This is a genomic window from Yersinia aldovae ATCC 35236 (assembly GCF_000173735.1).
GTDB classification, from domain to species: Bacteria; Pseudomonadota; Gammaproteobacteria; order Enterobacterales; family Enterobacteriaceae; genus Yersinia; species Yersinia aldovae.
Genome location: NZ_ACCB01000051.1, coordinates 1 through 23,880 on the forward strand (window position 1 = coordinate 1; position 23,880 = coordinate 23,880).

Here is a 23,880-nt window from a genome sequence, read left to right on the forward strand (position 1 = left end):
TAACAAAATCACCGGCATTCCATTAAGTACCTTAAAGAATTATGAAGGAGATCATGCTGAGCCAAGTTTAAACACAATTTTGCAACTTACATCGAACCCCTTATTCGAAAAATATACCCTATGGCTGATGACTAATAAGACCGTTCCAGAAGCGGGACACATAGCACCAGCCATCGCGCACAGTGGGCCAGAGAAAACCACCTCAAGCCACTCAGAAAAGAGAATTGGTTAGATATTCGTTATCAATATGCAGACTGGTTGTGGTTTAACGCTGGCTGCTACATCGGAGGGCTTCGCTATGGCGATTAAGAAGCTCGATGATGGTCGTTTTGAAGTGGACATTAGACCTTGCGGAAGCGAAGGACGTCGCATTCGTAGGAAATTTGACCGAAAGACCGAGGCCGTCGCTTTTGAGCGATATGTCATGGTTAACGCCAATAAAAAAGAGTGGTCGGACAAACAGTTAGACCGCCGCCTGTTAAGTGATTTGGTTGAAACATGGTGGTTGTATCACGGCCAGAATCTCAAGAACGGCACAATTGAAAAGCGTCACCTGATGAAAACCCTAACGGCATTAGGGGACAAAGTGGTGAGTCAACTGACTAAACGGGAATTGATGGAGCACCGCAGCCAGCGTCTGGCTGATGGAATTAGTGCCGCCACGATAAACCGCGATCTCTATCGGCTCTCAGGCATGTTTTCTGCGCTGATAAAGATTGAAGAATTTTCAGGGCAAAACCCGCAGCATGGTTTGCCGCCATTAGCTGAAAAAAATCCGGGCATGACGTTTTTAGATACAGAAGAAATTAATCGGTTGTTAGCGGTATTATCTGGCGACGAACGGCTTATCGCCTTGCTGTGTTTAAGCACTGGCGGAAGATGGGGAGAAGTCAGCACGCTGACCGCCGCTCAAGTGGTGAATAACCGCGTCACCTTTTTAGAAACCAAGAATGGCAAGAAACGCACCATCCCCATATCCGCAGAGTTGCAGGAAGAAGTGAAAACAAATGCCAGTGGGAAGCTTTTCAAAGTGGATTACGGGAAATTCTGTGAAACGCTACGAATGGTAAAACCAGACCTGCCGCGCGGTCAGGCGACCCATGTATTACGGCACACTTTTGCCAGCCATTTTATGATGAACGGCGGGAATATTATCGCCCTACAACAGATACTTGGACACGCCAACATCCAGCAAACAATGGCTTATGCACACCTGTCACCAGATTATCTGCAAAACGCCGTTATACTCAATCCATTAAAGGGCGGATTAGCAGCATAGGAGCGTCCACAAAGTGTCCACATTGGACAAAATTTGAAAGCGTTACTGAACGTTGTAAGTTTTACAACAAGCTGTTTTTAATAGATAATTTTTTTCAGCACACAAAAAAAAGCCCTCCATCATGGAGGGCGAAAGACAGGGATGGTGTCTATGGTAAGGAAAACAGGGTGTTACAGGGTACTACTTACTTCTGGGCAGAAGAGGGTTGCGCTGCTGGCATCTGTTGCATTTTCTCAATGCGCTGCTGATGCTTTTGGTTCAAGACAGCTTTTTGCTCTGGCGTGAGCAAGTTAAACATTTGGTTACGAACTTTGGCCATTTCGACCTGACGATCAATCTGCTGCTTAGACATTTTTTCAGCCTGTGCTCTTACAGCAGCTTCGTCGAATTTATCGGCCGTAACCAGTTTGTGCATGGCTTCACGGTCGGCCATATCAAGACGAGGCTGGTCTTGGCGAGACTGACGCATCAGGTCACGCATTTGCTGGCGCTGTTGCTCAGTCAGATTGACGCCGTCAAACATGTTATGGTGACCGCGACCGTCTTTCTTATTCATCATCGCACCATCACCGTGGCACCAACCCTCAGTGTCCGCGGCCTTATCGATGGCGAAGGCGGCTGATGAGCCGAGAACTAACATTGACGCCATGATTAACGTTGATACTTTAGTTGCTTTGCGCATCATTTAACTCCAGGGTTCTGAGTGCTGTTCAATTCGCTGCAATGCGATTCAATGAGAAGCAGTCTATCTGCCCGGCTGCAAACAAGCGTCAGTGGATGTAAAACTGGAGTCAGGGCATGTAAAGCTAAGTAAAGTCATGGAATACCGGCAATTGATAACGTATTTTGCGTCAAGAGGAGAAATAATCATGCATAAAATCCTATTAGTTGATGATGATCGTGAACTGACGTCGCTGTTGAAAGAATTGCTGGAAATGGAAGGTTTTAATGTTGTTGTTGCCTATGATGGCGAACAAGCATTAAACCTGCTGGACAGTTCTATCGACTTGTTATTACTTGATATTATGATGCCGCGTAAAAACGGGATCGAAACGTTAAAAGAGTTACGCCAACACCATCAGACACCGGTGATAATGCTGACTGCCCGTGGCAGCGAGCTGGATCGGGTGCTGGGTCTGGAGTTAGGCGCTGATGATTATCTGGCAAAACCGTTTAATGACCGCGAACTGGTGGCGCGCATTCGCGCCATCCTGCGCCGCTCCAATTGGAGTGAACAGCAGCAAAATGTCGATCAGGGTGCGCCAACACTGGAAGTTGATTGCCTGCAATTGAATCCGGGCCGTCAGGAAGCCAGTTTTGAAGGGCAGTCTCTGGAACTGACCGGAACTGAATTTACCTTACTCTACCTGCTAGCCCAGCATCTTGGTCAGGTGGTATCACGCGAGCATCTCAGTCAGGAAGTGTTAGGGAAACGGCTGACACCATTTGACCGCGCGATTGATATGCACATTTCAAACTTACGCCGTAAATTACCAGACCGCAAAGACGGGCTACCGTGGTTTAAAACCCTGCGTGGCCGTGGATATTTGATGGTATCTGAAACATGATTAACAGTTTAACGACGCGAATTTTTGCTATTTTCTGGTTCACCTTAGCGCTGGTTCTGATGCTGGTGTTGATGGTGCCCAAGCTCGATTCGCGTCAAATGACCACTCTGCTCGACAGCGAACAGCGTCAGGGAACGATGCTGGAGCAACATATCGCAGCAGAGCTGGCCAGCGATCCTGCCAATGACCTCATGTGGTGGCGCAGACTTTACCGCGCCATCGAGAAATGGGCACCGCCGGGCCAACATCTCATATTAGTGACCACCGAAGGCCGCGTTATTGGTGCCCAGCGTCACGAGATGCAGATTGTACGCAATTTTATCGGCCAATCGGATAACTCGGATCAGCCGAAAAAGAAAAAATATGGCCGCGTCGAGATAGTCGGCCCCTTCTCTATCCGAGATGGAGAAGATAACTATCAGCTCTATCTGATTCGCCCGGCCAGCAGCCCACAATCTGATTTTATTAATCTGATGTTTGACCGCCCGTTGCTGCTGCTGATTGCCACCATGCTAATCAGTGCGCCGCTGCTATTGTGGCTGGCGTGGAGCCTGGCGAAACCGGCACGCAAGTTGAAAAATGCCGCCGATGATGTGGCGCGAGGCAACCTGAAACAGCATCCTGAATTGGAATCTGGGCCGCAAGAGTTTTTAGCTACGGGAGCCAGTTTTAACCAGATGATCAGTGCGCTTGATAGGATGGTGGTGGCCCAGCAACGGCTGATTTCCGATATCTCTCATGAGTTGCGCACCCCGCTGACCCGCTTGCAACTGGCGACTGCGCTGATGCGCCGTCGTCATGGTGAAGGCAAGGAGCTGGAACGTATTGAAATGGAGGCACAGCGGTTAGATAGCATGATCAACGATTTGCTGGTGTTATCCCGTAGCCAGCATAAAAATGAGTTACATCGTGAACCCATCAACGCTGACGAATTGTGGTCAGATGTGTTGGAAAATGCGCAATTCGAAGCCGATCAGATGGGTAAAACGCTAGAGGTGACCGCACCGCCGGGGTCGTGGACCTTATTTGGCAACCCAGCGGCCCTGGATAGCGCGTTGGAGAATATCGTGCGTAATGCACTGCGTTACTCCAATCACCACATCGCGGTAGCATTCAGCTCGGATAATCAGGGAATCACAATCACTGTTGACGATGATGGCCCAGGCGTTAGCCCGGAGGATCGTGAACAGATATTCCGGCCATTCTATCGCACTGATGAAGCGCGCGATCGGCAATCAGGCGGTACTGGCTTGGGATTGGCGATTGTCGAAACCGCCGTAAACCAGCATCGAGGATGGGTGCGAGCCGAAGATAGCCCGCTCGGTGGTTTGCGTCTTATCATCTGGTTACCGCTACATCCGCTAAAAGCTTAATGCGTCATCTGCTACTCGATCATTACCGATCGAGTAGTACGCTGGCCCTCAAGCTTTTTTCGCCTCTTTTTCCAACAGCCGTTTCTTACGTTCCACACCCCAGCGGTAGCCTGATAAGGCACCATCCTGGCGAATAACCCGATGACAAGGGATAGCCACCGCCAACATGTTGGCAGCACATGCTCCGGCGACAGCACGTATCGCTTTCGGCGAGCCAATTTTCGCGGCGATATCAGCATAGCTGGCAGTTTCACCGACCGGGATCTCCCGCAAAGCCTGCCATACCCGCTGCTGGAAGGCCGTACCACGAATATCCAGTGGCAAATCAAGCCCTAGTTGTGGCGCTTCGACCAATCCCACCACCTGCGCCACCCATTGCTCAAACTCAGCATCGCCACCGACTAAATCGGCTTGTGGAAATTTATCCTGCAACTGTTGCACTAACAGCGCCGGTGAGTCGCCCAATAAAATGGCACAGACACCCAGTTCGCTTCTCGCCACTAGAATCGCACCCAGAGAACTTTCGCCCACCGCAAAATACAGCAGGGTGTCACGCCCTCCCTTGCGGTAACGGCTTGGCGTCATCCCCAGCAGTTGATTGGATTGTTCATAAAATCGGCTGTTAGAGTGATATCCCGCAGCAAAAATAGCCTCCGTAACCGAGCTGCCCGTTGCCAGTTGCTTACGCACACGCTCACTGCGGGTAGCACTGGTGTAAGCTTTGGGAGTCAATCCGGTGATGGCTTTAAATAACCGATGGAAATGGAATGCACTGAGATTCAATTGTGCCGCCAGTTCATCCAGCTTGAGGGGCGTTTCAGCTTGCTCAATTAATCGACATGCCTGACTAATCAGTTGAATATGCCGCTGGGCAAGGGGCAACAAATCTGGCTGGCAACGTTTACAGGGACGGTAACCGGCCAATTCAGCCGCGGTGTTATCAGTAAAAAATTCAATATGCGCAGCTTTAGCCTGACGGGATGCGCAAGATGGGCGGCAATAGACCCCAGTGGTTTTTACGGCGTAAACAAACTGACCATCGGCGGTTTTATCGCGGTGAATCACGGCGGCGTGGCGCGAGTCGGTATCACTGCTTATAAGCTTCTTAACTGATGTCATGATGGATACTCCATTACTGCTAGCTGTTGCCGACAGCATACAAAACACCCCGTCATCTCGCTCTCCGCTCCTTGCTTTTAAATTCTTGTTTACAGTGACGGACGGGCAACCGCTGCACTGAGAGCGGGTTTCTGATATCCTGCGCCCCTTATTATTGGGGGACATATGCTTAATATTGTTTTATTTGAACCCGAAATCCCGCCCAATACCGGTAATATTATCCGGTTATGCGCCAACACCGGCTGCCAGCTCCATCTGATCAAACCATTAGGTTTCACCTGGGATGACAAACGCCTGCGCCGCGCGGGTCTTGATTATCATGAGTTTGCCGATATCAAGCATCATCATGATTATCATGCTTTTTTGGACAGCGAGAAACTGGATAGCGCCCAGCCTGCCCGCTTATTTGCCCTGACCACCAAAGGGACGCCAGCTCACAGTGCTGTGAGTTATCAGGTAAATGATTATCTGCTGTTTGGCCCAGAAACCCGCGGCCTACCGCCCACTGTTTTGGATGCATTACCTGCTCAACAGAAAATCAGAATTCCAATGCTTGCCGCCAGCCGCAGCATGAACTTGTCAAATGCAGTGTCAGTGGTGGTATATGAAGCCTGGAGACAACTAGGTTATCCGGGTGCGTTACTGAAAGAGTAGTTTTTTTGACCAAAATATGTCGGCGGTCGGCTGGCAACTCAATAAAAAGGTGTCTATCCAAAGTAATTGGAGTTGTAGCAAGGCAGCAAACGAACTCATCCCGATGAGCTTACATAAGTAAGTGATTCGGGTGAGTAAGTGCGGCTAACACAGCTACAGCTTTAAGTACGAAGGATAAGATTAGATGCCGTCGCCGTATTCAAACCCGTGGCTCATCCCATTGAAATGCTGATCCATATCCAACGATGGTTTATCACTCTCAGGTTTACCAACGATTCGAGCTGGCACCCCCGCTGCGGTGGTATGAGCGGGCACGGCCTGCAATACCACTGACCCGGCACCAATTTTGGCACCACGGCCGACTTCGATATTACCCAAAATTTTAGCTCCCGCGCCAATCATCACTCCTTCACGGATCTTCGGATGACGGTCACCGCTAGTTTTACCCGTCCCTCCGAGGGTAACGTTTTGCAGAATGGAAACATCATTCTCAACTACCGCTGTCTCACCAATCACGATACCGGTGGCGTGGTCTAACATAATACCGCAACCGATGGTCGCCGCAGGGTGGATATCCACACCAAAAGCGACTGAGACTTGATTTTGCAAGTAAATTGCCAACGCTTTACGATCCTGCGCCCACAACCAATGGCCGATACGGTAAGCCTGTAAAGCGTGGAAACCTTTGAGGTACAACAACGGCGTCGAGTATTTATCAACCGCAGGGTCACGCAACCGCACCGCCAGGATATCGCGGGCTGCGGAAACAATCATCTGCCCATCAGCACGATAGGCATCTTCTACCACCTCACGGATGGCAATTGCGGGCATGATGGGATTAGCCAGTTTATTCGCCAGAATGTAGCTCAGCGCACTGCCTAAATTCTCATGCTTCAATAATGTGGCGTGGAAAAAGCTAGCCAGCATGGGTTCACACTCAGCCAGTGCTCTTGCTTCTGATTTAATGCTACTCCAGACCAGTTCTAACTCTTCTGATGACATTACGCACTCCTGCCCATAAATAAGCCACTTCAGGGAACGACCAAAGCGGCTATACCCTTACGTCTTGAAGACGCAGCACTATTAGCTGCAACGCCAATGACGTTAGGTATGTAATTATTATTTTATCCCACCGATTAACTTAACCTATCAGATGCCGCTTTTTTCATCTTTTTTGGTCCGACCCAACAAGGTCAGCGCCGCTTCACGGGCATTTTTGTGACAATACAACACCTGATAAATCTGCTCAGTTATCGGCATTTCAACACCATAACGCTGTGCCAATGCCAGAACTTCCTTGGTATTGCGGTAGCCTTCAACCACTTGACCAATTTTATCCTGCGCTTCCTGCACCGCCAACCCTTGCCCCAACATAATGCCGAATCGGCGGTTACGGGACTGGTTATCGGTACAGGTTAGCACCAAATCACCTAACCCTGCCATGCCCATAAAGGTGGAAGGATCAGCGCCCAAAGCGGTACCCAAACGAGTCATTTCAGCCAAGCCACGGGTGATTAACGCAGTACGCGCATTCGCACCAAAACCAATGCCATCAGACATCCCGGCACCAATCGCAATGACGTTTTTAACTGCACCGCCGAGTTGCACCCCGATAAAATCAGGATTGCTATAAACCCGGAAACTTTTGCCACAATGCAATAGCTGTTGCAGGTCTTCGCTGAACTGCGCATCGGTGGATGCCAGGGCAATCGCCGTAGGCAAACCGGCTGCGAGTTCTTTGGCAAATGTCGGGCCGGAAACCACAGCCAGCGGGATAGTCTCACCCAGCACTTCACGCGCCACATCCGCAAGCAAACGGCCTGTTTCGGCCTCAAGCCCTTTAGTCGCCCAGACAATCCGCGCATCTTTGCGTAAATGCGGTTTCAACTGGTTTAGTACCGCCCCGAAGACATGGCTGGGTACCACCACCAGTACATCACGGCTGGCTGCCAGCGCACGCGCCAAAGAGGTGTCCAGTAGCAGGGTATCAGGGAAAGGAACATCAGGCAGGAAAGCCTGATTACAGCGGTCGTGTTGCAAAACCTGAATATGTTTAGGGTCATGGCCCCATAACACGACGTTATGGCCATTACGCGCCAGCGTAATGGCCAAGGCGGTGCCGTAAGATCCGGCACCGATGACAGTCATTGAAGCAGAAGTGGTGTTCATCAGGCATCCTGACGTTGTTCAGCACCTTCGCCTTCAGCCTGCTGTTGCAGATAGTTCATGAACAGGGCATCAAAGTTTACCGGTGCCAGATTCAGTTGTGGGAAAGTACCGCGAGAAACCAGACTGGTGATGCATTCACGCGCATACGGGAACAGAATGTTCGGACAATATGCACCCAAGCAATGCGCCAGTTGAGTACCGTCGATACCTGCGATAGAGAAGATGCCGCCTTGCTGAACTTCGCACAGGAATGCAGTTTCTTCACCCAAAGAGGCGGTTACGGTAACACGCAGTACCACTTCATACACATCGTCAGCCAACTGACTGGAAGCAGTATCAAGATCAAGTTTAACTTCTGGCTGCCAATCCTGCTGGAAAACCTGCGGAGCATTAGGGGCTTCGAAGGAGATATCCTTGGTATAGATACGTTGGATCTGGAAAGCCATCTCTGTGTTGTTTTGTTCTGACATGTGTATAGATACCCTTAGTTAGACGTCTTTAATTAAAATATCACTGCCGCCGTAGGCTCTTTCCATTGATTCAATGGGGCCGACTGACGAGTTAAAGTAGTGGATCCAATCCACCTCGTGCATCCAGGGCATGTAAATCATCACAGCCACCGATATGCTGCCCATCAATAAATATCTGAGGCACCGTTGTCCGCCCGCTGCGCGTAATCATCTCTTCACGCCTGGCCGGAGCATTATCAATTGCGATTTCCTGAAAAGCAGCGCCTTTGGCGTTCAGCAGTGCCTTGGCACGATGACAGAACGGGCAAGTTGCCTTGGTATAAAGTTCAATCTTCGCCATGATTAGACCTCAGTTAACGTTATAATTTATTGATAAAGCAAATATAGCTATTACTTACCGCGCGCCAATGGCAGATTTTCACCACTCCAGCCAGAGATACCGTCTTTCAAGGTAAATACACGCTCAAAACCGGCTTTATTCAGCAGGTCGGCCGACGCACGGGAGGTTGTTCCCATCGCACAAACTACAATAATAGGCTGTGCTTTGTGCTTTTCCAACTCGCCCAGATTGTCGGTTTTAATGTCACTTGGCAGCAGGTTAATTGAACTGGCGATATGGCCTTTGCGATAATCATCACGCGTGCGGATATCAACCACAACCGCATCTTCTTTGTTAATCAGACGCGTCGCTTCACCACGGGTAATCTCTTTAACTTTAGAGAGAGAACTTTTGAATGTAGTGAAAATTACGGCGACGAACAACGCCACCCAAGCCAGACTCAAAACCGGATGCTGGCTAATGAATTGCATAATTTCTTGCAACATGGGGGTAAAAACTCCCGTTAGTTAGGGGATAATATTCAAGGTCACAGAGTATACCTGCGCGTTGCGGCAAATACAGCCAATTAGCAAGCACGAGTGCAGAAACTGCGAGCCATTTCGGAAAGTTTTGTCGTCTAAATGATGACAATTACGCAAAACCCCACGTCAATGTTGATCTCTTTGGGCTATTTTTAGCCGGTTTTGTAGTAAATTACAGCCATTCAACATCGATACTTATAAGAAGGTTATGCAATGTCGAGCACTAAAAAACCACTGGTTCTGACTATTCTTGATGGCTACGGTCATCGCGAAGAACAGCAGGATAATGCCATTTTGAATGCTAAAACGCCGGTAATGGATCGTTTATGGCAGCAACAGCCTCATACTTTGATTGCGGCTTCAGGTTTGGCTGTTGGCCTGCCGGACGGACAGATGGGTAACTCCGAAGTCGGTCACGTCAATTTGGGGGCCGGGCGCATTGTTTATCAGGATTTGACCCGCTTGGACAAAGAAATCAAAGACGGTGACTTCTTTACCAACCCGACACTGACCGCAGCCGTTGATAAAGCGGTTAAAGCGGGCAAAGCCGTTCATATCATGGGCCTGTTGTCTGCCGGTGGCGTCCATAGCCACGAAGATCACATTTTAGCAATGGTTGAACTGGCCGCCAAGCGCGGTGCGACGGCTATTTACCTACACGCTTTCCTCGATGGACGTGACACTCCGCCGCGCAGTGCTGAACCCGTACTGAAACGATTCACCGATAAATTTACCGAGCTAGGCAAAGGCCGTATTGCGTCTATTATTGGCCGTTACTACGCAATGGACCGCGATAACCGCTGGGATCGTGTGCAACTGGCCTACGACTTGATGACCCAAGCCAAAGGTGAGTTTACCGCTGATAATGCAGTGGCGGGCCTGCAAGCCGCCTACTCTCGCGGGGAAAATGATGAGTTCGTTAAACCCACGGTTGTTCAGGCCGCAGGCGAACCTGACGCTGCCATGAACGATGGCGACGCGCTTATCTTTATGAACTTCCGTGCTGACCGTGCGCGACAAATCACCCGCACCTTTGTTAATGCCGATTTTGACGGTTTCAAACGCGAAAAAGTGGTTAACTTCGGCGATTTTATCATGCTGACCGAATACGCTGCTGATATTAAAGTGGCCTGCGCTTACCCACCGGCATCACTGGAGAATACCTTCGGTGAATGGTTGATGAAGCATGACAAAACCCAGCTTCGTATCTCCGAAACTGAAAAATATGCTCACGTCACTTTCTTCTATAACGGCGGCGTTGAAGAACCATTTAAAGGTGAAGACCGTATTCTGGTTAACTCGCCCAAAGTGGCAACCTATGACCTGCAACCTGAGATGAGCTCCGCAGAATTGACTGAAAAACTGCTCGGCGCTATCGGCAGCGGCAAATATGATGTGATCATTTGTAACTATCCAAACGGCGATATGGTCGGCCATACCGGTGATTACGATGCTGCCATCAAAGCAGTAGAAACATTGGATAATTGCATTGAGCAAGTGGTTGCAGCAGTGAAAGCGGTTGATGGCCAATTGCTTATCACCGCTGACCACGGCAATGCTGAGCAAATGCGTGACCCGGCGACTGGCCAGGCTCACACCGCCCACACCAGCCTGCCTGTTCCCCTGATTTATGTCGGCAATAAAGGGGTTAAAGCCGTGGAAGGCGGCAAACTTTCGGATATCGCCCCAACCATGCTGTCACTGATGGAAATGGAAATCCCGCAAGAGATGACTGGTAAGCCGCTGTTCATCGTGGAATAATCCCTCGTTATGAGGGAAAAGGCGTCATTTGCAAAATCAATGATTACGGAAGATGCCATCACCGGCAGCCGAAATACCATTTTTCGGCTGTCAGGTCAGTTGGTGCGTCACCCGTGGTCAGCACTGTACGTCAGCGTTTTTTACGCTGGCGTATTGCTATTGCCGCTATCCGGCATGGCAGCAGATGCCCCAACCACCGCAAAAACCACAGAAAGCAAAAATCAGCTAAAAACTATTCAGCAGGATATTGCCGAGAAAGAAAAAAGTGTTCAGCAACAGAAACAGCAACGCAGCTCACTACTCGATCAACTGAAACAACAGGAAAATACCATCGCTCAGGCCAGTCGCAGCCTGCGTGAAACCCAAGGTACCCTGACGGAGCTGGGTAAAGATGTCTCTGGCCTCACCACCTCGATTGAAAAGCTGCAAAAACAGCAAACTGAACAGAAAAACATCTTATCCAAACAACTCGATGCCGCCTTCAAACAAGGGCAACACAGTGGTTTGCAGCTTATTTTAAGCGGCGAAGAGAGCCAACGCAGTGAGCGAATTCTGGCGTATTTCAGTTATCTTAATGAAGCACGGCAGAAATCCATTGAAGAGCTGAAGCAAACCCGTCTCAAGCTCTCTGCCGAGAAGAAAACGCTAGAACAAAAACAGAATCAACAAAAAGCCTTGCTGGATGAGCAAAAAAATCAGCAGCAGAAGCTGGAACAAGCACGCACTGCACGTAAAAAAACAACTGACATCGCTGGAGGCCTCGCTGGAAAAAGATCAGCAAGGTCTGGCAGAATTAAAATTGAACGAAACCCGTTTGCGTGATCAAATCGCCAAAGCAGAACGGGAGGCGAAAGCCCGCGCCGAGCGCGAGGCGAAAGAAGCGGCCCGAGTGCGTGAACAGGTGAAAGCCAAAGAACAGCAAGCCAAGAAAACCGGTTCCAGCTATAAACCGAGCGAAAGTGAGCGCTCATTGATGGCGCGCACCGGTGGCTTGGGTCGCCCTGGTGGGCAGGCTCTCTGGCCGGTTCGCGGCAACGTAACTCATCGCTTTGGTGAATCTTTGCAAGGTGAATTGCGCTGGAAAGGTATGGTTATCTCCGCGCCGGAAGGCAGCGAAGTGAAAGCGATCGCCGATGGCCGCGTGTTACTGGCTGACTGGCTACAAGGCTATGGCCTGGTGGTGGTTATCGAACACGGCAAAGGGGATATGAGTTTATATGGCTATAACCAGAGCGCGCTGGTCAATGTGGGCGCGCAGGTTAAAGCCGGCCAGCCTATCGCATTGGTTGGCACCAGTGGCGGCCAGGGCGAGCCATCACTCTATTTCGAAATCCGCCGCCAAGGGCAAGCTGTTAACCCACAACCTTGGTTAGGACGATAGCAAACAACGTTAGGGAAATCGTATTGCATTATTTCAACCCACGCCGATTAATTATCTTAAGCACCCTGCTTCTCGCCAGCGCCGCACAGGCAGGTAAACTCTCTATCGTTATTGATGATTTTGGTTACCGCCCCCAAAACGAAAACAAGATCTTACAAATGCCCCTACCAATTTCAGTGGCTATCCTGCCCAATGCGCCTCACGCCAAAGAGATGGCGATGAAAGCCCATAATCAAGGGCGCGAAATTCTGATTCATCTGCCAATGGCTCCACTGAGCAAGCAACCACTGGAGCGCGATACATTACAACCATCAATGAGTAGCGAAGAGATTCAGCGCATTATTCGCCAGGCTGTGAATAACGTTCCTTATGCGAAGGGCATGAATAACCACATGGGCAGTGCCATGACCTCCAGCTTGCCTGGGATGCAGAAAGTCATGCAGGCGCTGGAACACTATCAGCTCTATTTCCTCGACAGCGTGACCATCGGCAACAGTCAGGCTAGCCGCGCTGCTGAAGGCACCGGAGTCAAAGTGATTAAGCGCAAAGTCTTTTTAGATGATTCACAAAATGAAGCCGCGATCCGCCAACAATTTAACCGCGCAGTAGAGCTGGCACGCCGTAATGGTTCTGCGATTGCGATTGGGCATCCGCATCCGGCCACGATTAAAGTGCTGCAACAGATGTTGCCTCAATTACCTACCGATATAGTATTGGTCAGACCGAGTGAGCTGCTGAATGAACCGGTACATAATAATAGTGGCAGCGGTACCGTTTCACCGGGCCAGTCTAAACCGCGTGATCCGGCCAAAAACCAGCGCTTGAAAGCCATCAAACAATGTAATGCCAAAGCCAGTTACGTTCCGGAGAAAATCTACGCCGATAAGATGTTTGTTATCTTAGGTGAGAGCCTGATGCAAAGCCCAGCCGTGACATTTGTTCAGAAGCATTGGCAGCAATATTTCCCGCCAGCAGCACCCGTAACACCGGTTGATAAATCGACAGTCGATGAATCTAAAGCTAACAATCCGTAAAATGGGGCAGTCACCACCTGACTGCCCCGCTCTCAATCCTGCAACTTCAAGGCCGGAGGGCGTTCCCAAAGTCATTGAAGGTGCAGGTAGGCGGCCAGCAAACTCATCCCGATGAGCTTATTCATGTAAGGTCAACTACAAGTAAGTGATTCGGGTGAGTGCGCGCAGCCAACACCCCAGCAACTTCAAGGCCGAAGGGTATTTTAATCCCAGTTTAATATTACCTTACCTGACTTACCCGAACGCATCGCATCAAAGCCTTGCTGGAATTCATCAATAGAGAAACGATGAGTGATAATCGGGGTTAAATCCAAACCAGATTGAATCAATGCGGCCATTTTGTACCAAGTTTCAAACATTTCGCGGCCATAAATCCCTTTGATAAACAGCCCCTTGAAGATCACCTGATTCCAGTCGATCGACATATCAGACGGTGGTATTCCTAACATCGCAATACGCCCGCCGTGGTTCATTGAACTTAGCAAAGTGCGAAAAGCGGGCGGCGCACCGGACATTTCCAGACCGACATCAAACCCTTCAGTCATACCCAGGTCAGCCATGACATCTTTTAGATTCTCGTTACTGACGTTAACTGCGCGGGTTACACCCATTTTACGCGCCAGATCCAAGCGGTATTCATTCACATCAGTGATAACAACATGGCGCGCACCCACATGCTTACACACCGCCGCAGCCATGATACCAATTGGGCCGGCACCGGAAACTAATACATCTTCACCGACTAAATCGAATGACAGCGCGGTATGCACCGCATTACCGAAGGGGTCGAAAATAGCGGCTAATTCATCAGAGATATTGTCTGGGATTTTGAATGCATTGAAAGCAGGAATAACTAAATACTCGGCAAAAGAGCCAGGACGATTAACACCAACGCCCACCGTATTGCGGCACAAATGAGTACGACCACCACGGCAATTACGGCAATGGCCGCAGGTAATATGGCCTTCGCCAGACACCCGGTCACCAATATTAAAACCTTTTACTTCCTGACCAATAGCGACGATTTCACCCACATACTCGTGACCGACCACCATCGGAACTGGGATGGTTTTTTGCGACCATTCATCCCAGTTATAGATGTGCACATCAGTACCACAAATAGCGGTTTTGCGAATTTTGATCATGATGTCATTGTGACCCAGCTCGGGCACTGGTACATCAGTCATCCAAATCCCTTCTTCTGCTTTCAGTTTGGCCAACGCTTTCATAGATGATGCTTTCATGAACATTCCTTACGCAATAACGTTAAGCTGTTTGCCAATACGGATGAAAGCTTCAACAGCCTGCTCAACCTGCTCTGGCGTATGATCGGCTGACATCTGGGTACGGATCCGCGCCTGACCTTTCGGCACCACCGGATAGAAGAACCCAGTGACGTAAATCCCTTCTTTCAGCAGCGCATTGGCAAATTCTTGCGCTAATGTAGCGTCACCCAACATCACAGGGATGATGGCATGATCGGCACCGGCTAAGGTGAAACCGGCGGCACTCATTCTTTCGCGGAATAGACGAGCATTCGCCCATAAGCGATCACGCAGTTCAGCACCGTTTTCCAATAGCGATAACACCTTAATTGAGGCCGCTACTATTGCTGGAGCCAATGAATTTGAGAACAAATAAGGCCGTGAGCGTTGACGTAACCACTCAATAACCTCTTTGCGGCCAGCAGTATAGCCACCCGATGCGCCACCCAGCGCTTTGCCCAAGGTACCGGTGATAATATCAACACGATCCATCACTTCACAGTATTCATGAGTACCACGGCCATTAGCCCCCACAAAACCCACAGCATGGGAGTCATCAACCATTACCAGCGCCTGATATTCATCGGCTAAATCACAGACACCTTTCAGGTTAGCAATGACGCCATCCATTGAGAACACGCCGTCGGTTGCTATCATAATATGACGCGCACCGTCTGCTTTAGCCTGCTTTAGTTGGATTTCCAGTTCGCTCATATCGTTATTGGCGTAACGGTAGCGCTTGGCTTTACATAACCGCACACCATCGATGATGGACGCATGATTCAGCGCATCAGAAATAATGGCATCCTCTGGCCCAAGCAGGGTTTCAAATAGACCGCCGTTAGCATCAAAACAAGAGGAATAAAGGATGGCATCGTCCATACCGAGGAAATCAGCCAGCTTCTGTTCCAGAACTTTATGAGTATCTTGGGTGCCGCAGATAAAACGCACCGAGGCCATACCAAAGCCATGCGTATCCATGCCTTGTTTAGCCGCCGCGATCAGTTGCGGATGGTTTGCCAGACCCAAATAGTTATTGGCACAGAAATTAATGACATGGCGACCATCCGCCACAGCAATATCAGCTTGCTGCGCAGACGTAATTATCCGCTCGTTTTTATACAGTCCTTCAGCACGGGTCGTTTTGAGTTGCTGTTCTAATTGCTGATAAAAAGACTCTCTATCAAATGGCAGGGACATGCGTTTATCTCCAGAATGGGCAATTTCACACGACATTTTACTGATTAGTCGGTGAACTGACGAGGAACCTTGTCTTATATTGTGAAAAATGCAGCACATATCACGGTGAACAATCCTAAAGCCGCATAGAAACAGAGAGATTAGCCCCCTTGCGGCTGTGCGCTATCCTATGAAATGTTATGATATCGCCAAATAGAGTGTGGGGCATTGTGTCCGACCAACAAAATTAGCAAGGGTGAACCTGATGATTATCGTCACTGGCGGCGCTGGTTTCATTGGCAGTAATATCGTTAAGGCACTGAATAATATCGGTTATAAAGATATTTTGGTCGTTGACAACCTGAAAGACGGTACCAAATTCGTCAATCTGGTTGACCTGGATATCGCGGATTACATGGATAAAGAAGATTTTGTTGCCAGTATTGTTGCTGGTGATGATATGGGTGATATCGATGCTATTTTCCACGAAGGTGCCTGTTCTTCCACCACCGAGTGGGATGGCAAGTACATGATGGATAACAACTATCAGTATTCTAAAGATATCCTGCACTTCTGTCTGGATCGTAGTATTCCATTCTTATATGCCTCTTCCGCAGCCACTTACGGCGGGCGTACCGATAACTTTATCGAAGATCGTCAATACGAGCAGCCACTTAACGTTTATGGCTATTCCAAATTCTTGTTCGATCAGTATGTGCGTGAGCTGTTACCACAAGCTGAATCACAAATTTGCGGCTTCCGCTATTTCAACGTTTATGGCCCGCGCGAAGGTCATAAAGGCAGCATGGCGAGCGTCGCTTTCCATCTGAATAACCAGATCAATGCGGGCGAAAACCCTAAATTGTTCTCTGGCAGCGAAAACTTTAAACGTGACTTCATTTATGTAGGCGATGTTGCAGACGTGAATCTGTGGTTCTGGCAAAACGGCGTTTCAGGCATTTTCAACTGCGGTACTGGTCGGGCGGAATCGTTCCAGGCGGTTGCCGATGCAGTGGTGGATTTCCACCAAAGTGGGCCGGTGGAATACATTGAATTCCCAGAAAAACTGAAAGGCCGCTATCAGGCATATACGCAAGCTGATCTCACAAATTTGCGCGCTGCCGGTTACGATAAGCCGTTCAAAACCGTCGCCGAAGGCGTAAAAGAATATTTGGCCTGGCTCAATCGCTCAGTCTAAGTCACTTGCTGCAAGGAATTGATAAACGGTATGAAAATACTGGTCATTGGCCCTTCATGGGTTGGCGATATGATGATGTCGCAAAGTCTTTACCGCACCCTGAAGGCCAAATATCCGACAGCAGATATTGATGTGATGGCACCCGCGTGGTGCCGTCCACTTTTGGCCAGAATGCCACAAGTGCGTCACGCTATCCCGATGCCATTGGGGCATGGGGTGTTTGAACTTGATAAACGTCGCCGCTTGGGGCTGGCCTTACGTGAAACAGGCTACGACCAGGCCTACATATTGCCGAATTCATTTAAATCTGCGCTGATACCTTATTTCTCCGGTATCAAACAGCGCACTGGCTGGCGTGGCGAAATGCGTTATTTCTTGCTAAATGATATGCGCATTCTGGATAAAGAAGCCTTCCCGCTGATGGTTCAGCGCTACGTGGCACTGGCCTATGATAAAGAGCAGGTGCACTCTGCGGCAGATTTACCGCAGCCGCTACTGTGGCCCAAATTACAGGTGGATGACGACGAAATTGTCGCGGCTACCGCATCATTCAATCTCACCGGTAGCCGCCCTATTGTTGGTTTTTGCCCTGGCGCAGAGTTTGGCCCGGCAAAACGCTGGCCACACTACCACTATGCAACACTGGCACAGCAACTGATAAACAAGGGTTATCAGGTAGCGCTATTTGGTTCAGCAAAAGACAATGAAGCCGGTGAAGAAATTCGCCAGACACTGAGCGAAGATGAGCGCCAATTCTGCCTTAATCTGGCCGGCCAGACCTCACTTGAACAGGCGGTAGTTCTGCTCGCGGGTTGTCGTGCGGTGGTCAGCAATGACTCCGGTTTAATGCATGTCGCGGCAGCCTTGGATAAACCACTCGTGGCCTTGTATGGCCCAAGCAGCCCGGACTTCACCCCGCCGCTGTCCGATAAAGCCACGGTTATCCGCCTGATTACGGGTTATCACAAGGTACGCAAAGGCGATAGCGCGCAGGGTTATCATCAAAGCCTGATTGATATCCAGCCAGAACAAGTGATGGCAGCGCTTGAGAAGCAACTATCCGCGCCAAAACACGTTGTCAGCGAGGCCGATTAATGCATGTATTGATCGTTAAAACCTCTTCTATGGGCGATGTTTTACATACATTGCCCGCATTGACAGACGCGATGCGCGCCATTCCAGACATTCGCTTTGATTGGGTGGTCGAGGAAGGTTTCAGCCAGATCCCCAGTTGGCACCCTGCGGTAGATAAAGTCATTCCGGTGGCGATCCGCCGTTGGCGCAAAAACTGGTTTGGCAGTGATACTCGTCAGGAACGCTGTGATTTTAAACGTATTGTGCAGCAACGCAGTTATGATGTGGTGATTGATGCGCAGGGGCTGATTAAAAGTGCCGCGCTGATTACCCGTATCGCTAAAGGGACAAAACATGGCCCAGACTGCAAAAGTGCCCGCGAGCCATTTGCCAGTTGGTTTTATAATTGCCGCCATGAGATTGACACCAAACAACATGCGGTTGAGCGTACACGCCAACTGTTTGCCAAAAGTTTGGGTTATGACAAGCCAGAAAGCTACGGTGATTATGCCATCGCTCAACGCTTTTTAAACCAGTTACCTGCCGATGCAGGCCAGTATCTGGTATTCCTCCATGCGACAACCCGAGACAGCAAACATTGGCCTGAGAGCCATTGGTTGCAACTGATCGAGCAAGTCCAACCAACCGGCTTAAAAATCAAGTTACCTTGGGGCGCGGAGCATGAGCATCAGCGAGCCTTGCGGTTAGCGGAACAATTCCCGCATGTTGAGGTATTACCCAAACTCACGTTGCAGCAAGTTGCGGAAGTCCTGGCAGGTGCAAAAGCGGTGGTTTCTGTTGATACTGGACTCAGCCATCTGACCGCTGCACTGGATCGCCCCAATATCACGCTGTTTGGCCCAACAGATCCCGGCTTGATTGGGGGTTATGGGCAAAACCAGATTGCGGTTATATCCGAGCAAAAAAGTATGGATAGCCTTACGGCTGAGACTATTATGACCAAATTGAAAGTGCTCATTTCATAAGTGATCGTTATTTATTTTCAGCCATTTTGAGGCTTTAAAAATAGAGCCAAGCGTTGTTTAGCGTAAACAGAATGGTAATGGAAGAAAATCGGCTCTGGTTAATGCTTGAGTCGATTGTTCTATGGGGTGTTTTGTTGCTTATTGTCGGGGAGAATATCATTGCAGTTGGATATTCCTATTTGAGATTAGTGAGGATATATAAATATAATTAATCATTATCAAATTGATTAGGACATCCTGTATACCTACATTCTACCAAGATCTATTACTCTCTTTTTCGTGTTACTTAATTAATTGATCAATACAACGACAATAGTTCTCATCTAGTCATGCAGGGTTTCAATAGATTCACGCGTACTTTCTGAAATCATTTAACAAGTTATACTCTTTTGGTGAATAGCCAGACCGCATGTTGACCACGCTATCCCCGATGCCGAAAAGAGCCTTTCTTGCTCAGATATGGTATTATTCTTAATAATCCATATAAATGAAATTGATAGAATGTTGCTGCGTTTATATCAGGTACTACTCTACCTTATCCAACCTTTGATTTGGCTGCGTTTGTTATTACGTAGCCGTAAAGCCCCCGCTTATCGCAAGCGCTGGGGGGAGCGTTATGGTTTTTGTGCCGGTAAAGTCGTGGCAGGCGGCATCATGCTGCATTCAGTTTCAGTCGGTGAAACTCTGGCCGCCATTCCATTGGTCAGGGCATTACGTCACCGCTACCCATCTTTGCCCATCACTGTCACCACCATGACACCTACCGGCTCTGAACGTGTCCAATCTGCCTTCGGCAAAGATGTTCATCACGTTTATTTGCCTTATGACCTTCCCGGTTCCGTGAATCGTTTTCTTGATCAAGTTAATCCTAAGCTGGTTATCATTATGGAAACCGAACTTTGGCCTAATCTTATCAATGCCTTGCATCGCCGTAAGATCCCGCTGGTGATTGCCAATGCGCGTCTTTCTGCCCATTCAGCCATAGGCTACAAAAAAATCGGCAGTTTCATGCGCCAAATGCTGCAACGAATCACCCTGATTGCCGCGCAGAATCAGGAAGACGGTGATCGTTTTATTGAGTTAGGGCTAAAACGCTCACAGCTCACGGTAACGGGCAGTCTAAAGTTTGATATTTCGGTAACACCTGAGTTAGCCGCCAGAGCCGTAACATTACGTCGCCAATGGGCACCTCATCGGCCGGTCTGGATTGCCACCAGCACCCACGATGGCGAAGAAATCCTCTTACTGGAAGCACATCGTCAATTGTTACAGCGTTTCCCCACACTGTTGCTAATTCTTGTGCCTCGCCATCCAGAACGGTTCCCGAAGGCAATTGAACTGACACAGAAAGCAGGCTTGAGTTATACGTTACGTAGCAAAGGGGAAGTGCCTTCAAGCAGCACGCAGGTGGTGATTGGCGATACGATGGGTGAACTGATGTTGCTTTATGGCATCGCAGATTTAGCTTTCGTTGGTGGTAGCTTGGTTGAACGTGGCGGTCATAACCCACTTGAAGCGGCAGCACATGCCATCCCAGTGCTAATGGGGCCGCATACGTTTAACTTTAAAGACATCTGTGCCAAGCTGGAACAGGCTGAAGGATTGATTACTGTCACCGATACGTTATCGCTGGTAAAAGAAGTCACCATGCTGCTGACTGATGAAGATTGCCGCCTCTATTATGGCCGCCATGCGGTTGATGTTTTGCATGAAAATCAGGGCGCTTTGCAACGGTTATTACATCTACTGGAGCCTTACCTGCCACAACGGAGCCACTAAATGAGCGCCAAAAAACGTCTTTCGGTGGTGATGATTGCCAAAAATGAAGCCTCACTGCTGGCCGACTGTTTGGCATCCGTAGCCTGGGCCGATGAAATAGTGGTTCTGGATTCCGGCAGTAAAGATGAAACGTTCGCCATTGCCCAGCAGCAGGGTGCCAAGGTCTACAGCAATACCGATTGGCCGGGTTATGGTAAACAGCGCCAATTAGCCCAGCAGTACGCCAGCGGCGATTATATTTTAATGCTGGATGCCGATGAACGTGTAACACCCGAGCTTAAAGCCGCAATTGACGCGGTACTGATGGCACCAGAAGAAGGTGCCGTTTATAGCTGTGCGCGGCGTAATCTGTTTTTAGGCCGATTTATGCGCCACAGTGGCTGGTATCCCGATCGGGTCACTCGCTTATATCCACATCATAAATTCCAATACAACGATAATTTAGTCCACGAATCACTTAACAGCGGTTCCGCAAAAGTCATCCCACTGAATGGTGATTTATTGCATCTGACCTGTCGTGATTTCTTTGCTTTTCAACGCAAACAACTTAGTTATGCCGAAGCGTGGGCCACTCAACGCCATCAGCAAGGTAAAAGTTGCAGCTACTTCTCTATTCTCAGCCATACTCTCGGGGCATTCTGTAAAACGTGGTTATTCCGTGCCGGTTTCCTTGATGGCAAACAAGGTCTGTTGCTGGCAGTCGTCAACGCACAGTATACCTTTAATAAATATGCGGCTCTGTGGGCATTGAGCCACCAAGATCAGAAAAGTGAGAAGTCATGACCACTAAAGCCATTTACCCAGGGACATTTGACCCTATCACCAACGGTCATTTGGATTTAGTCACGCGTGCCTCGGCGATGTTCAGCCAGGTGATTCTGGCTATCGCCGATAGCGCCAGCAAAAAAACCTTATTTACACTGGCGGAACGAGTGGCACTGGCAAAAGAAGTGACCGCGCCGCTGAAAAATGTCGAGGTATTAGGATTCAGTGAATTGATGGCTGAGTTCGCCAAAAAGCAAGACGCCAATATTTTGGTGAGAGGCTTACGCTCAGTGTCAGATTTTGAGTATGAATGGCAGCTCGCGAATATGAATCGCCACCTGATGCCAAAGCTAGAAAGTGTCTTTCTGATGCCATCAGAGAAATGGTCATTTATCTCTTCCTCGCTGGTGAAGGAAGTGGCACGTCATGGTGGTGATATCACTCCGTTTCTCCCTGCACCGGTCACCAAAGCGCTAATGGCCAAACTGGCCTGACTCTTTATTCACATTGGCATTACAGGTAGCGGCCTCATAGAAACGAGGCCCGAGCCACGGCTTAAAGTGCTAAGGGTATACGGTTAATGCTGGCAGTGACGGCAAAAAAACGTGCTGCGCTGCCCATGCTTTGCAATCTCAATCAAATGCCCACAGCGGCGGCAAGGCTCGCCTGCTCGCCCGTACACCTGCAACTCCTGCGCAAAATACCCCGGTTTACCATCTGACTGTAAAAAGTCGCGTAATGTGGTGCCCCCCTGCTCAATAGAGTGTAATAACACCGCTTTTATCGTTGCAACCAGTTGGATGGCCTCAATTTTGGTTAACGAACCAGCAGCACGTTCTGGCAAAATACTCGCAGTGAAAAGCGATTCACTGGCGTAGATGTTACCCACCCCAACCACTACTTTGTTATCCATCAGCCACTGTTTTATTACAGTACGTTTACTGCGTGATTTATCAAACAGGTAATCAGCAGTAAATTCATCACCCAAGGGTTCCGGCCCTAAATGGGCGAGTACGCTACTGGTTTCAAGATCTTTTGCCCATAGCCAGGCTCCAAAGCGCCGTGGATCGGTATAACGCAATATTTTGCCATTACTTATCACTAAATCGACATGATCATGTTTTGCAGCTTCAGTTTCTTCAGACAAGATCCGTAAGCTGCCCGACATCCCCAGATGGACGATAATCCAGCCGGTCACCAATTCTATAAGTAAATACTTTGCCCGGCGCTGAACACTGAGTACCCGTTGATCGCTCAATGCCAGAATTTCATCGGATACAGGCCAGCGTAAGCGAGCATTTCTGACTACGGCATAAAGAATGGTCTGACCGACAAGATAGGGTTCGATCCCGCGTCGGCTGGTCTCAACTTCTGGTAATTCAGGCATGTCACCTCCCTAAACGTATCTCACTGGATTTTATATAATAAAAAACCCGGCCGAGGCCGGGTTTTCTTAATCCACCAAAATTAAAATTATTTAATTTTAGCTTCTTTGTAGATCACATGTTGACGGACAACTGGATCGAATTTCTTCAGTTCCAATTTTTCCGGCTTAGTACGCTTGTTCTTCGTAGTGGTATAGAAGTGACCAGTACCAGCAGAAGAAACCAGCTTGATCTTCTCGCGAACACCTTTAGCCATGATTCAGTTCCTTAATACTTCTCACCGCGGGTACGAAGTTCGGCCAAGACCGTTTCGATACCCTTCTTATCAATAACACGCATACCTTTAGCAGATACACGCAAAGTTACAAAGCGCTTCTCGCCCTCAACCCAAAAACGGTGAGAGTGAAGGTTCGGCAGAAAACGGCGTTTGGTCGCGTTCATTGCGTGGGAACGGTTGTTACCGCTCACCGGGCGCTTGCCAGTAACTTGGCAGACTCGGGACATGTCTATTCTCCAAAAATCAAATCAGCTCGAGCTTCGTATAGGATTTGGCCGCCTCGTCAGGCTTTAGAGCCCATCT

25 protein-coding genes and 1 pseudogene are annotated in these 23,880 nt (G+C 49.1%); 14 read left to right on the forward strand and 12 right to left on the reverse strand.

Annotation, left to right across the window (positions count from 1 at the left end):
* Positions 1 to 232 (forward strand): hypothetical protein (locus tag YALDO0001_RS17355; protein ID WP_042840428.1); only part of this gene is annotated, 232 nt, incomplete at its 5' end.
* Between the two features lie 66 nt (positions 233 to 298).
* Complete coding sequence (locus tag YALDO0001_RS17360) at positions 299 to 1,279, forward strand: phage integrase (RefSeq protein ID WP_197082831.1); 981 nt, start codon at positions 299 to 301, stop codon at positions 1,277 to 1,279.
* Positions 1,280 to 1,463: 184 nt separating this feature from the next.
* Here YALDO0001_RS17360 and cpxP read toward each other — a convergent pair whose 3' ends face one another.
* Complete coding sequence (gene cpxP / locus YALDO0001_RS17365; RefSeq protein WP_042547281.1) at positions 1,464 to 1,961, reverse strand: cell-envelope stress modulator CpxP; 498 nt, start codon at positions 1,959 to 1,961, stop codon at positions 1,464 to 1,466.
* A 187-nt stretch (positions 1,962 to 2,148) separates the two neighbouring features.
* Between cpxP and cpxR the strand changes: the two genes are divergently transcribed.
* Positions 2,149 to 2,847, forward strand: coding sequence for an envelope stress response regulator transcription factor CpxR (cpxR, locus tag YALDO0001_RS17370; RefSeq protein ID WP_004876941.1), 699 nt, complete (start codon positions 2,149 to 2,151; stop codon positions 2,845 to 2,847).
* Positions 2,844 to 4,220, forward strand: a complete 1,377-nt coding sequence (gene cpxA, locus YALDO0001_RS17375) for an envelope stress sensor histidine kinase CpxA (RefSeq protein WP_042840429.1) — start codon at positions 2,844 to 2,846, stop codon at positions 4,218 to 4,220. Before cpxR ends, cpxA begins: the two co-directional genes overlap by 4 nt.
* Positions 4,221 to 4,268: 48 nt before the next feature.
* Here the strand turns inward: cpxA and ada are convergent, their stop codons facing one another.
* On the reverse strand, positions 4,269 to 5,339 hold the full coding sequence (gene ada / locus YALDO0001_RS17380; RefSeq protein WP_004705052.1) for a bifunctional DNA-binding transcriptional regulator/O6-methylguanine-DNA methyltransferase Ada: 1,071 nt from the start codon (positions 5,337 to 5,339) through the stop codon (positions 4,269 to 4,271).
* 165 nt (positions 5,340 to 5,504) lie between these two features.
* Here ada and trmL point away from each other — a divergent pair, with 165 nt between their 5' ends.
* Positions 5,505 to 5,993: a tRNA (uridine(34)/cytosine(34)/5-carboxymethylaminomethyluridine(34)-2'-O)-methyltransferase TrmL gene (gene trmL / locus YALDO0001_RS17385; RefSeq protein WP_004705053.1), complete on the forward strand. Its 489-nt coding sequence runs from the start codon at positions 5,505 to 5,507 to the stop codon at positions 5,991 to 5,993.
* A 180-nt stretch (positions 5,994 to 6,173) separates the two neighbouring features.
* On the opposite strand, the gene cysE is transcribed toward trmL, so the two are convergent.
* The 5 genes from cysE to YALDO0001_RS17410 form a co-directional block, all read right to left on the reverse strand.
* Positions 6,174 to 6,995, reverse strand: coding sequence for a serine O-acetyltransferase (gene cysE / locus YALDO0001_RS17390; protein WP_004705056.1), 822 nt, complete (start codon positions 6,993 to 6,995; stop codon positions 6,174 to 6,176).
* 147 nt (positions 6,996 to 7,142) lie between these two features.
* The gene (gpsA, locus tag YALDO0001_RS17395; protein ID WP_004705059.1) at positions 7,143 to 8,162 is read right to left on the reverse strand and encodes an NAD(P)H-dependent glycerol-3-phosphate dehydrogenase; all 1,020 of its coding nucleotides are present in this window, start codon (positions 8,160 to 8,162) and stop codon (positions 7,143 to 7,145) included.
* Entirely contained in the window at positions 8,162 to 8,632 is a 471-nt protein-coding gene (secB, locus tag YALDO0001_RS17400; RefSeq protein ID WP_042840430.1) for a protein-export chaperone SecB, read from the reverse strand. Before secB ends, gpsA begins: the two co-directional genes overlap by 1 nt.
* 91 nt (positions 8,633 to 8,723) lie before the next feature.
* Positions 8,724 to 8,972 (reverse strand): glutaredoxin 3, encoded by a 249-nt coding sequence (gene grxC, locus YALDO0001_RS17405; RefSeq protein WP_004705062.1) that lies wholly within the window; start codon positions 8,970 to 8,972, stop codon positions 8,724 to 8,726.
* Between the two features lie 50 nt (positions 8,973 to 9,022).
* On the reverse strand, positions 9,023 to 9,457 hold the full coding sequence (locus YALDO0001_RS17410; RefSeq protein WP_004705063.1) for a rhodanese-like domain-containing protein: 435 nt from the start codon (positions 9,455 to 9,457) through the stop codon (positions 9,023 to 9,025).
* 249 nt (positions 9,458 to 9,706) lie between these two features.
* Here YALDO0001_RS17410 and gpmM point away from each other — a divergent pair, with 249 nt between their 5' ends.
* The 3 genes and pseudogenes from gpmM (at position 9,707) to YALDO0001_RS17425 (ending at position 13,669) form a co-directional block, all read left to right on the forward strand.
* Positions 9,707 to 11,254 carry a 2,3-bisphosphoglycerate-independent phosphoglycerate mutase gene (gpmM, locus tag YALDO0001_RS17415; protein ID WP_004705065.1) on the forward strand — a complete coding sequence of 516 codons (1,548 nt, stop codon included), beginning with the start codon at positions 9,707 to 9,709 and terminating at the stop codon, positions 11,252 to 11,254.
* A 9-nt stretch (positions 11,255 to 11,263) separates the two neighbouring features.
* Positions 11,264 to 12,635, forward strand: a pseudogene (gene envC / locus YALDO0001_RS17420) (murein hydrolase activator EnvC).
* Between the two features lie 23 nt (positions 12,636 to 12,658).
* Positions 12,659 to 13,669, forward strand: coding sequence for a divergent polysaccharide deacetylase family protein (locus YALDO0001_RS17425; RefSeq protein ID WP_004705072.1), 1,011 nt, complete (start codon positions 12,659 to 12,661; stop codon positions 13,667 to 13,669).
* 203 nt (positions 13,670 to 13,872) lie between these two features.
* On the opposite strand, the gene tdh is transcribed toward YALDO0001_RS17425, so the two are convergent.
* The gene (tdh, locus tag YALDO0001_RS17430) at positions 13,873 to 14,898 is read right to left on the reverse strand and encodes an L-threonine 3-dehydrogenase (RefSeq protein ID WP_004705074.1); all 1,026 of its coding nucleotides are present in this window, start codon (positions 14,896 to 14,898) and stop codon (positions 13,873 to 13,875) included.
* Positions 14,899 to 14,922: 24 nt separating this feature from the next.
* Positions 14,923 to 16,134: a glycine C-acetyltransferase gene (kbl, locus tag YALDO0001_RS17435; RefSeq protein WP_042840431.1), complete on the reverse strand. Its 1,212-nt coding sequence runs from the start codon at positions 16,132 to 16,134 to the stop codon at positions 14,923 to 14,925.
* Positions 16,135 to 16,378: 244 nt separating this feature from the next.
* Between kbl and rfaD the strand changes: the two genes are divergently transcribed.
* From rfaD to coaD, 6 genes are all read left to right on the forward strand, one after another.
* A complete protein-coding gene (gene rfaD / locus YALDO0001_RS17440; protein WP_042547291.1) occupies positions 16,379 to 17,311 on the forward strand; it encodes an ADP-glyceromanno-heptose 6-epimerase in 933 nt (310 codons plus the stop codon).
* 30 nt (positions 17,312 to 17,341) lie between these two features.
* Positions 17,342 to 18,406 carry an ADP-heptose--LPS heptosyltransferase RfaF gene (rfaF, locus tag YALDO0001_RS17445; RefSeq protein WP_004705079.1) on the forward strand — a complete coding sequence of 355 codons (1,065 nt, stop codon included), beginning with the start codon at positions 17,342 to 17,344 and terminating at the stop codon, positions 18,404 to 18,406.
* Positions 18,406 to 19,371, forward strand: a complete 966-nt coding sequence (gene rfaC, locus YALDO0001_RS17450) for a lipopolysaccharide heptosyltransferase RfaC (protein WP_042547293.1) — start codon at positions 18,406 to 18,408, stop codon at positions 19,369 to 19,371. Before rfaF ends, rfaC begins: the two co-directional genes overlap by 1 nt.
* Positions 19,372 to 19,872: 501 nt before the next feature.
* Positions 19,873 to 21,150: a lipid IV(A) 3-deoxy-D-manno-octulosonic acid transferase gene (waaA, locus tag YALDO0001_RS17455; RefSeq protein WP_004705080.1), complete on the forward strand. Its 1,278-nt coding sequence runs from the start codon at positions 19,873 to 19,875 to the stop codon at positions 21,148 to 21,150.
* Positions 21,151 to 21,933 carry a glycosyltransferase family 2 protein gene (locus YALDO0001_RS17460; protein ID WP_004705083.1) on the forward strand — a complete coding sequence of 261 codons (783 nt, stop codon included), beginning with the start codon at positions 21,151 to 21,153 and terminating at the stop codon, positions 21,931 to 21,933.
* Positions 21,930 to 22,409 (forward strand): pantetheine-phosphate adenylyltransferase, encoded by a 480-nt coding sequence (gene coaD, locus YALDO0001_RS17465; protein WP_042840432.1) that lies wholly within the window; start codon positions 21,930 to 21,932, stop codon positions 22,407 to 22,409. The genes YALDO0001_RS17460 and coaD overlap by 4 nt, the downstream gene beginning before the upstream one ends.
* Positions 22,410 to 22,492: 83 nt before the next feature.
* Here the strand turns inward: coaD and mutM are convergent, their stop codons facing one another.
* The 3 genes from mutM to rpmB all read right to left on the reverse strand — a co-directional run bounded on the left by mutM (position 22,493) and on the right by rpmB (position 23,804).
* A complete protein-coding gene (mutM, locus tag YALDO0001_RS17470) occupies positions 22,493 to 23,302 on the reverse strand; it encodes a bifunctional DNA-formamidopyrimidine glycosylase/DNA-(apurinic or apyrimidinic site) lyase (protein WP_004705085.1) in 810 nt (269 codons plus the stop codon).
* Positions 23,303 to 23,388: 86 nt separating this feature from the next.
* Positions 23,389 to 23,556, reverse strand: a complete 168-nt coding sequence (gene rpmG, locus YALDO0001_RS17475; RefSeq protein WP_004392084.1) for a 50S ribosomal protein L33 — start codon at positions 23,554 to 23,556, stop codon at positions 23,389 to 23,391.
* 11 nt (positions 23,557 to 23,567) lie between these two features.
* A complete protein-coding gene (gene rpmB, locus YALDO0001_RS17480; protein ID WP_019213058.1) occupies positions 23,568 to 23,804 on the reverse strand; it encodes a 50S ribosomal protein L28 in 237 nt (78 codons plus the stop codon).
* Between the last annotated feature and the right edge of the window lie 76 nt (positions 23,805 to 23,880).

What these genes read in the sequence shown, in the direction of transcription:
- YALDO0001_RS17360 (WP_197082831.1), top strand. Translation starts at nt 299, where the DNA reads ATGGCGATTAAGAAGCTCGATGATGGTCGTTTTGAAGTGGACATTAGA.
- cpxP (WP_042547281.1), bottom strand. Translation starts at nt 1,961, where the DNA reads ATGCGCAAAGCAACTAAAGTATCAACGTTAATCATGGCGTCAATGTTA.
- cpxR (WP_004876941.1), top strand. Translation starts at nt 2,149, where the DNA reads ATGCATAAAATCCTATTAGTTGATGATGATCGTGAACTGACGTCGCTG.
- cpxA (WP_042840429.1), top strand. Translation starts at nt 2,844, where the DNA reads ATGATTAACAGTTTAACGACGCGAATTTTTGCTATTTTCTGGTTCACC.
- ada (WP_004705052.1), bottom strand. Translation starts at nt 5,339, where the DNA reads ATGACATCAGTTAAGAAGCTTATAAGCAGTGATACCGACTCGCGCCAC.
- trmL (WP_004705053.1), top strand. Translation starts at nt 5,505, where the DNA reads ATGCTTAATATTGTTTTATTTGAACCCGAAATCCCGCCCAATACCGGT.
- cysE (WP_004705056.1), bottom strand. Translation starts at nt 6,995, where the DNA reads ATGTCATCAGAAGAGTTAGAACTGGTCTGGAGTAGCATTAAATCAGAA.
- gpsA (WP_004705059.1), bottom strand. Translation starts at nt 8,162, where the DNA reads ATGAACACCACTTCTGCTTCAATGACTGTCATCGGTGCCGGATCTTAC.
- secB (WP_042840430.1), bottom strand. Translation starts at nt 8,632, where the DNA reads ATGTCAGAACAAAACAACACAGAGATGGCTTTCCAGATCCAACGTATC.
- grxC (WP_004705062.1), bottom strand. Translation starts at nt 8,972, where the DNA reads ATGGCGAAGATTGAACTTTATACCAAGGCAACTTGCCCGTTCTGTCAT.
- YALDO0001_RS17410 (WP_004705063.1), bottom strand. Translation starts at nt 9,457, where the DNA reads ATGTTGCAAGAAATTATGCAATTCATTAGCCAGCATCCGGTTTTGAGT.
- gpmM (WP_004705065.1), top strand. Translation starts at nt 9,707, where the DNA reads ATGTCGAGCACTAAAAAACCACTGGTTCTGACTATTCTTGATGGCTAC.
- tdh (WP_004705074.1), bottom strand. Translation starts at nt 14,898, where the DNA reads ATGAAAGCGTTGGCCAAACTGAAAGCAGAAGAAGGGATTTGGATGACT.
- kbl (WP_042840431.1), bottom strand. Translation starts at nt 16,134, where the DNA reads ATGTCCCTGCCATTTGATAGAGAGTCTTTTTATCAGCAATTAGAACAG.
- rfaD (WP_042547291.1), top strand. Translation starts at nt 16,379, where the DNA reads ATGATTATCGTCACTGGCGGCGCTGGTTTCATTGGCAGTAATATCGTT.
- rfaF (WP_004705079.1), top strand. Translation starts at nt 17,342, where the DNA reads ATGAAAATACTGGTCATTGGCCCTTCATGGGTTGGCGATATGATGATG.
- rfaC (WP_042547293.1), top strand. Translation starts at nt 18,406, where the DNA reads ATGCATGTATTGATCGTTAAAACCTCTTCTATGGGCGATGTTTTACAT.
- waaA (WP_004705080.1), top strand. Translation starts at nt 19,873, where the DNA reads ATGTTGCTGCGTTTATATCAGGTACTACTCTACCTTATCCAACCTTTG.
- YALDO0001_RS17460 (WP_004705083.1), top strand. Translation starts at nt 21,151, where the DNA reads ATGAGCGCCAAAAAACGTCTTTCGGTGGTGATGATTGCCAAAAATGAA.
- coaD (WP_042840432.1), top strand. Translation starts at nt 21,930, where the DNA reads ATGACCACTAAAGCCATTTACCCAGGGACATTTGACCCTATCACCAAC.
- mutM (WP_004705085.1), bottom strand. Translation starts at nt 23,302, where the DNA reads ATGCCTGAATTACCAGAAGTTGAGACCAGCCGACGCGGGATCGAACCC.
- rpmG (WP_004392084.1), bottom strand. Translation starts at nt 23,556, where the DNA reads ATGGCTAAAGGTGTTCGCGAGAAGATCAAGCTGGTTTCTTCTGCTGGT.
- rpmB (WP_019213058.1), bottom strand. Translation starts at nt 23,804, where the DNA reads ATGTCCCGAGTCTGCCAAGTTACTGGCAAGCGCCCGGTGAGCGGTAAC.